Raw genomic sequence first — 13,760 nt, forward strand, 5'->3', positions numbered from 1 at the left:
CCACCCTCTATCCTCCTTGGTCCTCGCCGCCCTTGCTTGGTGGGGGTGGTGTGTGGGGGTGGGGGGGGGAAAAAGGGCCAGAAACAAAAACCACCCAGCACTCAACGGGAGGGGGTGAGGAAGCGGAGGAACTCGTGGAGGGCCGGGTTCTTCGAGTCCCGGTTCCAGATGGCGTGCAGCTCCACCACGCCGTGGGGGACGTCGAGCTCCACGAACGTGACGCCCGGCAGGCCCAGCAGGCGGGCCGACTCCGGGACGAACGCCACGCCGCGTCCGGCCGCCACGAGCGAGCACATCGTCAGGATCTGGCTGACGACGTGCACCACGTTGCCGTGCTCGACGGCGATGTAGCGCACCACCATGTCGTAGAAGTACCGGGCCTTCGTGGGGTGGTGCCCGACGACGGGCTGGTCGCGCAGGTCGGCGGCGGTCACGGGCCGGTCGAGCCGGGTCAGCGCGTGCCCGGGCGGCACGGCCAGCACCAGGTCCTCCGAGAGCAGGAGCCGGGAGTCGAAGCTCTCCTGGTCGAACGGCGGCCGGCCGAGTGCCAGGTCGAGCTCGCCGCGCCGGATCGCCTCGATCTGCTCGATCGTGACGAGCTCCTGGAGGTCGAGGTCGACGTCGGGCATGAACTCGGCGATCTCCTGCACCAGCGTGCCCAGCAGGCTGAACCCGGAGGCGGCGGTGAAGCCGAGGCGCAGCACGCCCGCGCGGCCGGCGGCGATCTTCCGGGCGAGCGCGGGGGCGGCGTCGGCGGCGGTCAGGAGGCGGCGGGCCTCCTCGAGGAACACCGCGCCCGCCGTCGTCAGCTCGACGTGACGGTTGTCGCGTTCCAGCAGGGGGACGCCGACGGCGCGTTCCAGCTTCTGGACCTGACGGCTCAGGGGCGGCTGGGTCATGTTGAGTCGTTCCGCGGCGCGGCCGAAGTGGAGCTCTTCCGCGACGGCGAGGAAGCAGCGGACCTGGTCGAGGGTGTACACGATGACCTTTCCGGGATTGATGCATTCCGAGAATCAAGCAATGCAGTAAGAGGCTTAGACAGGCATCGTATGGGCTTCCTATGCTCAACGCCCGACCGGCACCTGCCCGTCGGAGATCTCAACGAGGAGAGCTGTGATGACAACTCCTACCCCCCGTACCCCGCGCCGCGGCGCGCCTTCCGGTGCACGCCGCAGCCCGCTGACCAGCAGGGTCGCGCTGGGCGCCACCGCCGCGTTCGCCGCCCTGACGCTCGCCGCGTGCGGCGGCAACGTGGGTGCCGCCGGTGGCGGCGAGGGTGAAGACTTCCCGTCCGGCCCGGTGACGATCACCGTGGGGCAGGACGCCGGCGGGTCGACCGACCTCATCGCCCGGGCCGTGGCCGAGGGCATGGCGGAGGACCTCGGCGTGGCCGTCCCCGTCGTCAACCGGGCCGGGGCCAACGGCGCCGTGGCGACCGAGGAGGTCGCGGGCAAGCCCGCCGACGGGTACGAGCTGGTGCTGCTGAACGCCTCCCTCATCACGATCACGCCGCTGGCCGTGTCGGAGGACGAGGCCGTGGACCTGGGCAAGCTCGACGTCCTCAAGGGGCTCTCGCAGGACGACTACGTGCTGCTGGCCAGCGTCGACTCCGGGTTCGAGAACCTGGACGACCTCAAGGGCGCTTCCGGCGAGATCAAGTACGGCACCACGGGCGTGGGCACCGGCTCGCAGCTCGCCCCGGCGGCGCTGTTCGCGCAGGCGGAGATCGACGGCACGGCCGTCCCGTTCGACTCGGGCTCGCCCGCGCTGACCGCCGTCGTCGGCGACCAGGTGCAGGTCGCCACGGTGCAGCTCGGTGAGGCCAAGCCCCAGATCGACGCCGGCAAGGTGGTGCCGCTGCTGGCCTTCTCGGCCGAGCGCAACCAGTTCCTGCCCGACGTGCCGACCGCCGTCGAGGAGGGCTACGACGTGCCCGTGTCGCAGTACCGCGCCCTGGCCGCCCCGAAGGGCCTGCCGGAGGACGTCAAGGCCCGGCTCGTCGAGTCGATCGACGCCGCCATCGCCTCGGACACCTACACGTCGTTCAACGAGAACAACCTGCTGACGCCGCACGAGATCTCGGGCGACGAGGTCACCACGGAGTGGACCGAGCTCGCCGACAAGTACAAGGCGCTCACCGAGGAGTACGACATCAGCCTCGCAGAGGGCTGATCCCTCGTGGCAACGGCAACCAAGGAGGAACGCGTGGACGGCAGCTCGAAGGGCACGCCGGACGGCAGCTCGGACGGCGGGGCGGACGGCGCAGCCGCCGTCGCGCCCGTCGACCCGGCCCAGGCCCTCGTCGACGAGTGGGCCGAGGAGACGCCGCCGCCGGCCGGGCCGGTCGCCAACCTCGCGGCCAGCCTGGTCACGACCGCGATCGGCGTCCTGGGCGCCGTGACGGCGGTCGGGCTGGGCCTGGGCACACTGACCAAGCCGGCCGCCGGCCTGTGGCCGCTCGCGATCAGCGTCGCCGTGGTGGTGCTGTCGCTCGCCCAGGTCGTCGTCGGACGGCGGGGCGGCGACGGGGAGAAGTTCTCCCGCTACTCGTGGCTCTCGCTGGTCGGCCTCGCGACCCTCCTGGGGCTCGTGGCGCTGCTGCCGGTGATCGGCTTCGAGATCCCCGCCCTGCTGCTGAGCCTGATCTGGATGAAGTTCCTGGGCGGCGAGTCCTGGCGCTCCGCCGTCCTCTACTCGGTGCTCGTGGTCGGGGTGCTGTACGGGGTCTTCGTCGGGGCGCTCAGCACCAACGTCCCGCACCTCTTCTGACCGCACCGCAGGTCTGATCCGCAAGGGAATCGCACGTGGAATCACTGCAGAACGTGGCCGCCGGCTTCGCCGTCGTGCTCGAACCGACCAACCTCCTGTACTGCCTGCTCGGTGTGGTCATCGGCATGCTCATCGGGGTGCTGCCAGGCCTCGGCCCGGCGGCCACCATCGCCATCCTGCTCCCGCTGACGTACGGCGTTGAGCCGGTCACCGCGATCATCATGCTCGCCGGCATCTTCTACGGCGCGCAGTACGGCGGCACCATCACGTCCGTGCTGCTCCGCCTGCCCGGCGAGGCCAGCTCGGTGGTCACGGTCCTGGACGGGCACGCCATGGCCAGACAGGGCAGGGCGGGCACGGCGCTCGGCGTCGCGGCCGTCGGGTCGTTCATCGGTGGCACCGTCGCCATCGTCGGGCTGACCTTCCTGGCCCCGGTCGTGGCCGGTTTCGCCCTCGACTTCGGGCCACCCGAGTACGCGGCCCTGGCCCTGCTGGGCATCCTCCTGGTCTCGACCATCGCGTCCGGCGCGCGGCTCAAGGCGCTGATCGCCGCCGCGATCGGGCTGCTGCTGGCCACCGTCGGGCGCGACGCCTTCACGGGTGCCGAACGCTTCACCTTCGACAACCTGAGCCTGGCCGACGGCATCGACTTCGTGCCCGTGGCCATGGGCCTGTTCGGCCTCGGCGAGATCCTCTACAACCTGGAGGAGCGGCACCGCGCCGTGCACGCGCCCGGCAAGGTGACCAACGTCTGGCCGTCGCGCAAGGACCTCAAGGAGTCGTCGGGCGCCGTGACCCGCGGGTCGGTGCTCGGGTTCTTCCTCGGCATCCTGCCCGGCGGCGGCGCGACCATCGCCTCCATGGCCGCCTACGCCGCGGAGAAGAAGCGCGCCAAGGACCCGAGCCGGTTCGGCAAGGGCGCCATCGAGGGCGTGGCCGGGCCGGAGACGGCGAACAACGCCGCCGCGACCAGCTCGTTCATCCCGCTGCTCACGCTCGGCATCCCCGCCAACGCGACCATGGCGCTCATGTTCGGCGCGCTCCTGATCCAGGGCATCACGCCCGGGCCGCAGCTCGTGACCGAGCACCCCGAGCTGTTCTGGGGCGTGGTCAACTCGATGTACATCGGCAACGTGCTGCTGCTCATCATGTCGATCCCGCTGGTAGGCGTGTTCGTGCGCATCCTGCGGGTGCGCGCGGCGATCCTGGCGCCCGTGACGGCCCTGATCACGATGGTCGGCGCCTACACCATCAACAACTCCGTGTTCGACGTGCTGCTGGTCGTCGTCTTCGGCGCCGTCGGGTACCTGATGAAGAAGTTCGGGTTCGAGCCGGGGCCGCTCGTGCTGGCGTTCGTGCTCGGCTCGCTGCTGGAGTCCAGCCTGCGGCGCTCGCTGCTGATGTTCGACGGGTCGGCCGCCGGCTTCTTCACGCGGCCCATCTCGGCGACGCTGCTGGTGGTGTTCGTGGTGGTGGCCGTGCTGCCCCTGATCCGTGCCGTCCGCGACCGGCGGGCGGGCGGGGTGCCTGCTGTTGCCGGTGGGGCTGTTGCTGGGACGTCGGACGCCGGTGCGTCGGCGAAGAACCGAGAGGAAGAGTCCGTATGAGCATCGTCGTTGGCTACGTCCCCACGCCCGCGGGGGAGGCCGCCGTGCAGGCGGCGATCGTCGAGGCGGGCCTGCGGGACGAGGACCTGCTGGTCGTGAACTCGGCGCGGGAGGGCTCGCTGGTCGAGTCCACGGTCGCCGCCGAGGAGGACCTCGACCGGGTGCTCGCGCAGGCCGCGGCGGCGGGGGTGAAGGCGCAGCTCGTGCGCGGCACGCACCGTGACGACTTCACCGACGAGATCCTCGACCTCGCCGAGCAGCACGACGCCTCGCTGATCGTGATCGGCCTGCGCCGGCGCAGCACGGTGGGCAAGTTCATCATGGGCTCGGTCGCGCAGCGCATCCTGCTCCAGGCCGAGCACCCGGTCCTGGCGGTCAAGCCCCCGCGCTGACGACCGGCCCTGCCGCCGTCCGGCAGGCCGCGCAGGCGCGGGTGTTGACCACAGCGGTTGCTGCCAGTGAGGTGCCCCTCCTGGCAGCAGCCGCTGTGGTCAACGGCTTTGCCCGACGGCGGCCGGCGGCCTGGTCAGTGGGCGGGGTCGGCGCCCGACTCCGTCAGGAGGCGGCGGCGGGACGACGTGAGGTGGACCCGCATCGCCGCCGCGGCGGCGAGCGGGTCCTGCGCGTCCAGGGCGTCGAGCACGGCGCGGTGCTCCTGGACGACGCCGGCGAAGCGGCTGCCGCCGTGCCGCGCGTCGGCGCGCGGGTCGTCGTCGGGCGCCTCGTCGTCGTGCGCTCCGTCGTCGGCGTGCAGGTCCAGCCGGCCGCGCGGCATGGCGATCATCTGCGGGCCCAGCCGGTCCAGGGCCTCCAGGAGGAACCTGTTGCCCGCGGCCTCGGCGACGAGCCGGTGGAACGCGAAGTCGTGCTGCATCGCGGTGGCGGGGTGCCCGTCGGACGCCGCGAGCGCGTCGAGCCGGTCGGCCAGTGCCGCGAGCTGAGCGGGCGTGCGCCGTCCGGCGGCGAGCGCGGCGGCCTCGGCCTCCAGCGCGAGGCGGTACTCGACCAGTGCGAGCCGGTCGGCCAGCGACCGGGCGACGGGGGCGCCGCCGTCGTCCGCCTCGGCGGGCGGGGTGAGCGCGTAGCTGCCGCTGCCGCGCCGGGTGTGGACCAGACCCTCCAGGTTGAGGCGCGCGATGGCCTCGCGGACGACGGTGCGGCTGACCTGGTGCTCGACGGCGAGGCGCGGCTCGCTGGGCAGCTTCTCGCCCGGCGCGATGTCGCCGTTGACGATGCGGCTGCGCAGCGTCTCCACCAGGGTGCCGCTCAGGGTCTGGGCCATGGGCTCATGCTTCCATCTCGACGCGGTCTCCCGCCGGAACTCTCGGAGGACGTGTCAGACGTACAGGTCCCTCGGGTGACCTGTACGTCTGACACGTCGCGGGGGATCAGGCGCGGATCAGGCGCGGGTCAGGCGGGGCCGAAGGTCGCCGTGTCCGTCGTCCAGGCGCGGGCCTGCTCGCTGAACGTCACGCCGAGACCCGGGCGGTCCGGCACGAGCATGCGACCGTCCTTCGTCTCGAGGCGCTCGTTGAACAGCGGGTCGAGCCAGTCGAAGTGCTCCACCCACGGCTCGCGCGGGTACGTGGCGGCCAGGTGCAGGTGGATCTCCATCGCGAAGTGCGGCGCGAGGTCCAGCCCGGCCTGGTCGGCGAGCGTGAGCAGCCGCAGGAACTGCGTGATGCCGCCGACGCGTGGGGCGTCGGGCTGGATGATGTCGCACGCGCGCTTCTCGATGAGCCGCTCGTGCTCCGCCACGGAGGCGAGCATCTCGCCCGTGGCGATCGGGGTGTCCAGGGCGGCGGCGAGCGCGGCGTGGCCCTCGGCGTCGTAGGCGTCCAGGGGCTCTTCGATCCAGACGAGGTCGAACTCCTCCAGACGCCGGCCCATGCGCAGGGCGGTGCCGCGGTCCCACTGCTGGTTGGCGTCGACCATGAGCGGCACGTCGGGGCCGATGTGCTCGCGGACGGCGGCGACGCGGGCGAGGTCCGTGCGCCCGTCGGGCAGCCCGACCTTGATCTTGATGCCGCCGATGCCCTCGGCGATCGACCGGCTCGCGCGCTCCTTGACCTCCTCGATGCTCGCGTTGAGGAACCCGCCCGAGGTGTTGTAGGTACGCACGGAGTCGCGGTGCGAGCCGAGCAGCTTGGCCAGCGGCAGGCCGGCGCGCTTGGCCTTGAGGTCGTACAGGGCGATGTCGATGGCGGCCAGGGCCTGGGTCGCGACGCCGGACCGGCCGACCGACGCGCCCGCCCACAGCAGCTTCGTGTACAGCTTGGCGATGTCGTTCGGGTCCTCGCCGATCGCGGTCTGGGCCACCTCCTTGGCGTGCGCGTACTGGGCGGGGCCGCCCGCGCGCTTGGAGTAGGAGAAGCCGAGGCCCTCGAAGCCCTGCTCGGTGGTGATCTCCGCGAACAGGAACGCGACCTCGGTCATGGGCTTCTGCCGGCCGGTGAAGACCTTGGCGTCGGAGATGGGGGTGGCCAGCGGCAGCGTGACAGTCGAGAGCTGCACGGTCCGGATGGCGTCGGGCTGGTACGTCATGGCGCTCCTTTGCGGCGGGATGTTCGCTTGCGATCATACAAGTTGTGAACCTGTCTGACCAATATCGATGGGACCCTGGGACATGACCTCCCACCTCGTCCTCGGCGCCGGTCCTGTCGGCACCGCGCTCGCCCTCCGGCTGGCGCACGCCGGCCGCTCCGTCGCGGTGGTGACCCGCTCCGGCGGCGGCCCGGCGCACCCCCGCGTGGAGCGGATCGCGCTGGACGCCACGGACGCGACGGCGCTCGCCGCTGCGGCCCGGGGCGCGGACGTGCTGTACAACTGCGCGAACCCCGGCTCGTACCAGGCATGGGAGCGCGGCTGGCCCCCGCTGGCGGCCGCGGCACTGCACGCCGCGGAGTCCTCCGGCGCGGTGCTCGTGACGCTCGGCAACCTCTACGGCTACGGCCCGGTCGACGGGCCGATGACCCGCGGCCTGCCGCTCGCGGCGTCGGACCACAAGGGCCGGCTCCGGGCGCGGCTGTGGCAGGAGGCGCTCGCCGCCCACCGCGCCGGGCGGGTGCGCGCCACCGAGGCGCGCGCCTCCGACTACATCGGGCCGACCGTCCCCGCCTCGCACGGCCTGCTGCCCATGTACGCGGCGGCGACGCTCGCCGGCAAGCCAACCAGTGTCATGGCTGACCCGGACCAGCCGCACACCTGGACGGCGGTCGACGACGTCGCCGCGACCCTGGTGGCGCTCGGCGCCGACGACCGGGCCTGGGGCTCGCCGTGGCTGGTGCCCTCCAACCCGCCCGCGACCGTCCGCGAGGTGCTGCGCGAGCTGGGTGCGCGGGCCGGGACGGGGGAGCCCCGGCTGCGCCGCGTGCCGCGCGCGGTGCTGCGGGCCGGAGGCCTCGTGGTGCCGCTCCTGCGCGAGGCGCTGGGCGTGCTCTACCAGTTCGACCGGCCGTTCGTGGCGGACGCCGCCGAGACCACCGGGGTGTTCGGCGTCCGGCCGACGCCGTGGGACGACGTCCTGGACGCGACGGCGACGGCCTGGCACGCCCGGGCGACCTCCTGATCTCCTTTGAGGCCCTGGTTTCTTCGCTTTGGGGCGGCTCAAAGAGGAGAAAGCCGGGCCTCAAAGGGGAGTGGGGTGGCGGCTGTTAACATCGTCGTATGGCGATGACAGAGGTGGCGGGCGATGTCGCGGCCCGCGAGTCCGAGGCGATGGTCGTGGCGGCGTGCCTGTTCCACGGGTTCTCGGACCCGTCGCGGCTGGCGATCCTGCAGCACCTGGCCCTCGGCGAGCACCGCGTGGTCGACCTGACCAAGCACCTCGGCCTGGCCCAGTCCACGGTGTCCAAGCACCTGGCCTGCCTGCGCGACTGCGGGCTCGTCGAGTCCCGGCCGCAGGGGCGGGCGTCGGTGTTCTCGCTGACCCACCCGGAGGCGACGCTCGCGGTGCTCGCATCCGCCGAGCAGCTGCTGGCGCTGACCGGCGACGCCGTGGCCCTGTGCCCGGTCTACGGCGTGGACGGCTCGGCGGTGCACCCGTCCGAGCTGGCGGCACCCGTGTCGGTTCCGGCGGTGCAGGTTGCGACGACGGCGTCGGGGTCGGCTCCGACGACGACGGCGGAACCGTCCGCGGCGTCGGGAGCAGCCTCGTGAGCCACCACCACGGCCCTGGCGGCCACAGCCACGGGCACGACGCCGGCGCGCAGCGCGACCCGGGCGGACGTCGCCGCCTGGCCGTCGCGTTCGGCATCACGGCGGCCGTCTTCGTGGCCCAGGCGGTCGGCGCCCTGCTCACCGGCAGCCTCGCGCTCCTGGTCGACACCGCGCACATGCTCACCGACGTCGCGGGCCTCGCCATCGCGCTCGGGGCGGCGTCGCTCGCGCTGCGGCCGCCGTCGTCGCGCCGGACCTGGGGGTTCCGGCGGGCCGAGATCCTGGCCGCGCTGGCCCAGGCCGCGGTGCTGCTCGCCGTCGGCGTGTACGCGCTGGTCGAGGGCGTGAGCCGCCTGGTCGGGCCGGCGGAGGCGCCGGGGCCGGGCCTGCTCGTCTTCGGCATCGTCGGCCTGGTGGGCAACGTCGTGGCGCTGCTCGTGCTGGCGGGCGGGCGGTCGGCGTCGTTCAACCTGCGCGCCGCGTTCCTGGAGGTGGTCAACGACGCGCTCGGCTCGGTCGCGGTGATCGTGGCCGCGGTCGTGATCGCGACGACGGGCTGGGAGCGGGCCGACGCCGTCGCGGGCCTGGTCATCGCCGTCCTCATCCTGCCGCGGGCCGCCCGGCTGCTGGCCGACTCGGCGAGCGTGCTGCTGGAGTCGACCCCGCCCGGCATGGACCTCGACGAGGTGCGGGCGCGGCTGCTGGAGGTGGAGCACGTCGAGGAGGTGCACGACCTGCACGCCTCCCTGGTCGCCACCGGCCTGCCGACCATCAGCGCCCACGTCGTGGTGCGCGACGTCTGCTTCCGGGACGGGCAGGCGCCGCCCGTGCTCGACGCCCTGCAGCGGTGCGTCGCCACGCAGTTCGACGTCCGCGTGGAGCACTCGACGTTCCAGCTCGAGCCCGCCGAGCACGCCCGGCACGAGGCGCCGACGCACGCCTGACGGCGTCCGGCGCCCCGCCTACGCCCCCGACACCCCGCACACCCGCTCGACCAGGTCACGCCAGCCGGCCTCGAAGCGGGCCGTCGGCTCCGGTCCCTCCAGGTCCGGACCGGCGGAGAGCTGGAGCAGCAGCGGGCCGTCCAGCGCGTACGCGAGCTGGCCCGCGAGCACCTCGACGTCGGCGCCCGGCAGGTCGACCTCGCGCAGCAGCACCCGCAGGTGGATCTCGGACAGGGGCCGACGCCGGCCGGCCTGGCGGCCGTCGAGCGTGGCGCGCGCGACGGCGTGGTGGTCGGCGAGGAACCGGACGCGCGCCGTGCCGTAGGCGATGATGCGGTCGACCGGCGGCGCCCCGGGGCCGAGCGGCGGCGGGCCGCTGAGCACGCGTTGCTGCAGCTCGCGCTCGCTGTCGTCGAGCAGGGCCTGGAAGATCCCGGCGCGGGAGCCGAACCGGCGGAACACCGTGCCCTTGCCGAGCCCGGAGCGTTCGGCCAGGAGGTCCATCGTGAGGCAGTCCGCCCCCACCTCGGCCAGGAGGTCGCGGGCGGTGGCGAGCAGCACCTGACGGTTGCGGGCGGCGTCGGCCCGCTCGGGCTGCGGTGTGCCCCACGTCATCGGCGTGCTCATGTCCGGATGCTATCCGGAACCGCGTAAGCGGGGTAAAGTCCGGTTAGGTCGGCCGGGGGGCCGGCGGAGGTCCGAGGAGGACGAGATGGCAGACATGAACACCGGGATCATCGAGGCGTTCCGCGCGAACGCGGGCGTGCTGGGCGCGGACGTCGCAGGAGGGCACTTCGACGGCAAGCGGCTGCTGCTCCTGCACCACGTCGGGCGGGTCAGCGGCAAGCAGTACGTGACGCCGCTGGTGGCCGCGACCGACGGCGACGCCTACCTCGTCGTGGGCTCGCTGGGCGGCGCGCCCAAGGACCCGACCTGGGTGGCCAACGTGGAGGACGGCGCCGCGGAGACGACCATCGAGGTGGGCGACCAGACCCTGCGGGCGGCCGTCACCGTGGTGCGCCCGACGTCGCCCGAGTGGGAGCGGCTCTACGGGATCTGGGCCGAGTACTGGCCGGACGCCAAGGTGTACGAGACCCACACCGACCGCAAGTTCCCCGTGATCCGCCTGGAGCCGACGGCCTGAGCCGGGGCTCAGCCGCCGTCGACCGAGCGGACGAACTCCCGCACGCGCGCCGCCATCTCGCCCGGCACCTCGCCGACCGTGAAGTGTCCGCCCTCCGGCAGGCGGTCGAACACCCGCAGGTCGAGGTAGTGGCGGCGCGCGAGCGACTCGGGGTACGTGCCCTCGTGCCGCTGGACGAGGACTGCGGCCGGCACCGTCGCCGGCGGGATCGGGCCGGGCTGGTCGGCGCCCTCGTAGTAGGGGCGGAACGATGACGCGATGGTCTGGGTGGCCCAGTAGATCGTCGCCTCGGTCAGGATGCGGTCCCGGGAGATGCGCTGCTCCACGGCGCGCGGGTCGCCGGGCGGGGTGTCGCTCCACTCGACGAGCTTCTCCGTCAGCCAGGCCAGCAGGCCGGCGGGGGAGTCGTTGAGGGCGGTCGCGAGCGTGTCCGGCCGGGTGGCCTGGACGTGGCCGTAGGCGCCGTCAGTCTGGTGCCGCGCGGCGATGCCGTCGAAGAACTCCTTGGCCTCGGGGTCGTCGAGCGCTGCCCGCTCCGCCGTGGTCGGGAAGTGCGCGTGCGTGGCGACGATGCCCGCCACGTGCGCCGGGTACCGGGCCGCGATGAGGTCGCTGACGTTCGCCGTGACGTCCTCGCCGTAGGTGAAGTACCGCTCGTAGCCCAGCACGTCGGTCATCAGCGCGTGCATGGTGGCGGCCAGCCGCGTCTCCGACATCTCGCCGTCCGCGTACGGCGTCGAGAACGCGAAACCTGGCAGGCTCGCGACCACCACGTCGAGGTCGGGCAGCAGGTCGGCGAAGTCGAGCTGCAGCGCGAACGTGTGCGGCCACCCGTGCAGCACGAGCAGCGCCGGGGCGTCCGGCTGCTCCGACCGGAGGTGCGCGAAGTGCACGTCCGCGCCCCCGACGTCGGCGAGGAACTGCGGGTGCCCGTTCAGCCAGGCCTCGCGCGCCCGCCAGTCCCAGCTGATCCAGTGGTCGACGAGCTCGCGCAGGTAGCCGGACGTCATGCCCGACGCCGGACGCCGGGGCGAGTCCTCGGGGATCCTGCTGCGCGCCAGGCGATCACGCAGGTCCGTGAGGACCTGGTCGGGGACGTGCACGGTGAAGGGCCGGGGCTCGCTCATGCCACGACGTTAGACGCCGCCACTGACATCCGCGGGGTGGCGTCAGGCGGTCCAGCTCCGCAGCCGCCCGGCGGCGGTGCCGTTGTTGCCGAGCCGGTAGATGCTCAGGCCGACGGGATGGAACGTGAGCTCCTCGAACGGCTCGACCTCCACCGCGCCCATCTCGTCGAGCGGGACCAGCCCCACGGTGACGTGCCCGACGTAGCTCGCGCCGCTGTGTTCGGGGACGTAGCGCTCGACGTAGTCGATCGTGGCCTGGTTGATCTCGGGTTCGGCGGCGGTGCCCACGAAGGCCTCCGCGGTTCCGCCGGACGCGACGAACGGCGCCACGGCGTCGATCAGCCGGGCCTGGAGCTCCAGGACCTCGGGCGACGCCCGCACCACGATGCCGGCCAGGCCCACGCCTCCGGCCGCCGCGATCTGCCGGATCCCGGTGGCCCGGAGAGGGAGCGCCACCAGGTCTACCGGGCCGACCGCGGAGCCCACGGCGTCGTACATCCCGGCGAGGTCGGCGCTGCGCACGTACCGCTGCAGGATCGTGACGTGCGGCTGATGGTGCCCGTCGAGCGCGAACCCGGCGGGCAGGCGGGCCAGCATCGCGGCGTTGACCGCCCTGGCCCGCGCGAGCATCGTCGGGTCGGGGTCGATCAGGATGTCGATCGCGGTCAGGTCGGTCATCTCGCGCACCTCCCGGCACCGGTCGCGGAGCTCGGGCCCGCGAGGAGGTCCCTCGCGCCACGATGCCTCCGCGACCGGTCCGGTGCAACAACGGTCAGGGCCGGACGGTGACCTTCAGCGTGCCCGCGGGGCCGGCGCGGAAGGTGAGCTCCGCGCCCGTCGTCGGCTCGGTCCAGGAGGAGCCCACCGCGAACGGGGCGTCGTCCAGGCCGCCGGCCGAACCCGGCGTCGAGTCCACGACCCGGACCGGACCCTCGCCCGAGGGCACGGACGTGTCGACCGTGTACACCAGCGCGCCCCGCGCGCCGATGCCCTCGTCGTAGCCCACGGGCTGCCGGTTCTCGACGACGACGGCGCGCGTCGCCGACAGCGGGTACACGACCATCGCGTCCTGCCCCGGGCTCGCGTCACCCGAGCGGGCGACCGGCGCCAGCCGCGCGGACGTCGTCCGCCCCTGGCCGGCGCAGACCACCTGGTCGTCGTCCAGCCAGCCGAGCTGCCACCGGTGCCACGCGAAGTACTCCGGCCCCGCGCCCGAGATCAGGCCCATGAGGTCCCAGCCGCCGACCGCGGCGTGGTAGTTGCCCGGGTCCGCCGGCGGCGCCTCGAACAGGTAGAGGTCCGGCAGGCCGAGCGTGTGACCCGACTCGTGCGCCAGCACCAGCCCGCCCCAGCGCCACTGGTCGTAGCCGAACGTGACGGCGTGCGTCAGGTGGTTGCCGTCCGCGGTGACGTCCAGGAAGTTCGTGGTCGGCGAGTAGGTGATGTTCGGCGCCTCCTTCGTGGCCGTCACCCAGACCACGTCGACGTCGGAGAAGTCGAACGAGTCGTCCGCCGCGGCGATCGCGTCGCCGATGTAGCGCACGTGGTCCTCGTAGCTCAGGCCCCGCTCGAACGGGTACGCCGTGGACGGCTCGGGCATCCGCACCCAGCCGTCCGACGTCGTCGTGGTCACGTCCAGCCGGCCGCCCGAGACCCGCTCCAGGTACTCGACGCCCGAGGCCAGGTTGTCCCGCGCCTCCTGGGCCGAGCCCGCGGACGCCGGGTGGTCGTCGAAGTCCACGAGCAGCAGCGCGGCCTTCAGCGTGCCGACGGCCGGGAGGGCCTGGTCGTCCACCGGGAAGCCGGAGCCGAGCCCGTCGACGGCGGCGGCCAGGCGGCAGTCGGCCACCGACGTCGGCGCGGCGAATGTGGACGACGCGGCGGCGACGCCTGACGACGACGGCGGGTCGGCCGCGGCGCTCGCCGGCACCGCGCCGAGAGCGAGGGTCGTGGCGGCCAACGCCGCGATCGGTAGGGCCAGGGACGGTCGGGCGGCTCGCTGCTGCTTCAT

General features: G+C 73.2%; 15 protein-coding genes. 8 read left to right on the forward strand and 7 right to left on the reverse strand.

The genetic code is table 11. The annotated features are described in order from the left end of the window. Nucleotides 1-101 precede the first annotated feature (101 nt). Nucleotides 102-980 (reverse strand): LysR family transcriptional regulator, encoded by an 879-nt coding sequence (locus tag ACFV9Q_RS09025; protein ID WP_377232309.1) that lies wholly within the window; start codon nt 978-980, stop codon nt 102-104. A gap of 136 nt (nt 981-1,116) precedes the next feature. Here ACFV9Q_RS09025 and ACFV9Q_RS09030 point away from each other — a divergent pair, with 136 nt between their 5' ends. From ACFV9Q_RS09030 to ACFV9Q_RS09045, 4 genes are read left to right on the forward strand one after another with little or no spacing between them, the layout of a single operon-like run. Beyond that, nucleotides 1,117-2,172 (forward strand): tripartite tricarboxylate transporter substrate binding protein, encoded by a 1,056-nt coding sequence (locus ACFV9Q_RS09030; RefSeq protein ID WP_377234122.1) that lies wholly within the window; start codon nt 1,117-1,119, stop codon nt 2,170-2,172. 33 nt (nt 2,173-2,205) lie between these two features. Further along, complete coding sequence (locus ACFV9Q_RS09035) at nt 2,206-2,769, forward strand: tripartite tricarboxylate transporter TctB family protein (protein WP_377234123.1); 564 nt, start codon at nt 2,206-2,208, stop codon at nt 2,767-2,769. A gap of 35 nt (nt 2,770-2,804) precedes the next feature. Next, nucleotides 2,805-4,376, forward strand: coding sequence for a tripartite tricarboxylate transporter permease (locus tag ACFV9Q_RS09040; protein WP_377234124.1), 1,572 nt, complete (start codon nt 2,805-2,807; stop codon nt 4,374-4,376). Then, complete coding sequence (locus tag ACFV9Q_RS09045) at nt 4,373-4,768, forward strand: universal stress protein (RefSeq protein WP_377232313.1); 396 nt, start codon at nt 4,373-4,375, stop codon at nt 4,766-4,768. Before ACFV9Q_RS09040 ends, ACFV9Q_RS09045 begins: the two co-directional genes overlap by 4 nt. A gap of 134 nt (nt 4,769-4,902) precedes the next feature. Here ACFV9Q_RS09045 and ACFV9Q_RS09050 read toward each other — a convergent pair whose 3' ends face one another. Next, entirely contained in the window at nt 4,903-5,658 is a 756-nt protein-coding gene (locus ACFV9Q_RS09050) for a FadR/GntR family transcriptional regulator (RefSeq protein WP_377234125.1), read from the reverse strand. Between the two features lie 128 nt (nt 5,659-5,786). Further along, nucleotides 5,787-6,920, reverse strand: coding sequence for a mandelate racemase/muconate lactonizing enzyme family protein (locus ACFV9Q_RS09055; RefSeq protein WP_377234126.1), 1,134 nt, complete (start codon nt 6,918-6,920; stop codon nt 5,787-5,789). Nucleotides 6,921-7,002: 82 nt separating this feature from the next. Here ACFV9Q_RS09055 and ACFV9Q_RS09060 point away from each other — a divergent pair, with 82 nt between their 5' ends. The 3 genes from ACFV9Q_RS09060 (at nt 7,003) to ACFV9Q_RS09070 (ending at nt 9,478) form a co-directional block, all read left to right on the forward strand. After that, nucleotides 7,003-7,944, forward strand: a complete 942-nt coding sequence (locus tag ACFV9Q_RS09060; protein ID WP_377234127.1) for an NAD-dependent epimerase/dehydratase family protein — start codon at nt 7,003-7,005, stop codon at nt 7,942-7,944. Nucleotides 7,945-8,042: 98 nt separating this feature from the next. After that, the gene (locus ACFV9Q_RS09065; RefSeq protein WP_377234128.1) at nt 8,043-8,534 is read left to right on the forward strand and encodes an ArsR/SmtB family transcription factor; all 492 of its coding nucleotides are present in this window, start codon (nt 8,043-8,045) and stop codon (nt 8,532-8,534) included. Beyond that, nucleotides 8,531-9,478, forward strand: coding sequence for a cation diffusion facilitator family transporter (locus tag ACFV9Q_RS09070; protein WP_377234129.1), 948 nt, complete (start codon nt 8,531-8,533; stop codon nt 9,476-9,478). The genes ACFV9Q_RS09065 and ACFV9Q_RS09070 overlap by 4 nt, the downstream gene beginning before the upstream one ends. 18 nt (nt 9,479-9,496) lie before the next feature. On the opposite strand, the gene ACFV9Q_RS09075 is transcribed toward ACFV9Q_RS09070, so the two are convergent. Further along, nucleotides 9,497-10,105: a TetR/AcrR family transcriptional regulator gene (locus ACFV9Q_RS09075; protein WP_377234130.1), complete on the reverse strand. Its 609-nt coding sequence runs from the start codon at nt 10,103-10,105 to the stop codon at nt 9,497-9,499. Nucleotides 10,106-10,190: 85 nt separating this feature from the next. On the opposite strand from ACFV9Q_RS09075, the gene ACFV9Q_RS09080 reads away from it, so the two are divergent. Beyond that, a complete protein-coding gene (locus tag ACFV9Q_RS09080) occupies nt 10,191-10,622 on the forward strand; it encodes a nitroreductase/quinone reductase family protein (RefSeq protein ID WP_377234131.1) in 432 nt (143 codons plus the stop codon). Between the two features lie 8 nt (nt 10,623-10,630). On the opposite strand, the gene ACFV9Q_RS09085 is transcribed toward ACFV9Q_RS09080, so the two are convergent. From ACFV9Q_RS09085 to ACFV9Q_RS09095, 3 genes are all read right to left on the reverse strand, one after another. Continuing rightward, a complete protein-coding gene (locus ACFV9Q_RS09085) occupies nt 10,631-11,749 on the reverse strand; it encodes an epoxide hydrolase family protein (protein ID WP_377234132.1) in 1,119 nt (372 codons plus the stop codon). A 42-nt stretch (nt 11,750-11,791) separates the two neighbouring features. Then, on the reverse strand, nt 11,792-12,427 hold the full coding sequence (locus tag ACFV9Q_RS09090) for a hypothetical protein (RefSeq protein WP_377234133.1): 636 nt from the start codon (nt 12,425-12,427) through the stop codon (nt 11,792-11,794). 94 nt (nt 12,428-12,521) lie between these two features. Beyond that, nucleotides 12,522-13,760, reverse strand: coding sequence for a M6 family metalloprotease domain-containing protein (locus ACFV9Q_RS09095; RefSeq protein WP_377234134.1), 1,239 nt, complete (start codon nt 13,758-13,760; stop codon nt 12,522-12,524).

Origin of the sequence: Promicromonospora sp. NPDC059942, assembly GCF_042731755.1 — a bacterium.
GTDB lineage: Bacteria > Actinomycetota > Actinomycetes > Actinomycetales > Cellulomonadaceae > Promicromonospora.

Coding starts and splice junctions, on each gene's coding strand:
- ACFV9Q_RS09095 (WP_377234134.1), bottom strand. CDS start 13,760: ATGAAGCAGCAGCGAGCCGCCCGACCGTCCCTGGCCCTACCGATCGCG.
- ACFV9Q_RS09080 (WP_377234131.1), top strand. CDS start 10,191: ATGGCAGACATGAACACCGGGATCATCGAGGCGTTCCGCGCGAACGCG.
- ACFV9Q_RS09030 (WP_377234122.1), top strand. CDS start 1,117: ATGACAACTCCTACCCCCCGTACCCCGCGCCGCGGCGCGCCTTCCGGT.
- ACFV9Q_RS09060 (WP_377234127.1), top strand. CDS start 7,003: ATGACCTCCCACCTCGTCCTCGGCGCCGGTCCTGTCGGCACCGCGCTC.
- ACFV9Q_RS09090 (WP_377234133.1), bottom strand. CDS start 12,427: ATGACCGACCTGACCGCGATCGACATCCTGATCGACCCCGACCCGACG.
- ACFV9Q_RS09075 (WP_377234130.1), bottom strand. CDS start 10,105: ATGAGCACGCCGATGACGTGGGGCACACCGCAGCCCGAGCGGGCCGAC.
- ACFV9Q_RS09045 (WP_377232313.1), top strand. CDS start 4,373: ATGAGCATCGTCGTTGGCTACGTCCCCACGCCCGCGGGGGAGGCCGCC.
- ACFV9Q_RS09065 (WP_377234128.1), top strand. CDS start 8,043: ATGGCGATGACAGAGGTGGCGGGCGATGTCGCGGCCCGCGAGTCCGAG.
- ACFV9Q_RS09050 (WP_377234125.1), bottom strand. CDS start 5,658: ATGGCCCAGACCCTGAGCGGCACCCTGGTGGAGACGCTGCGCAGCCGC.
- ACFV9Q_RS09085 (WP_377234132.1), bottom strand. CDS start 11,749: ATGAGCGAGCCCCGGCCCTTCACCGTGCACGTCCCCGACCAGGTCCTC.
- ACFV9Q_RS09055 (WP_377234126.1), bottom strand. CDS start 6,920: ATGACGTACCAGCCCGACGCCATCCGGACCGTGCAGCTCTCGACTGTC.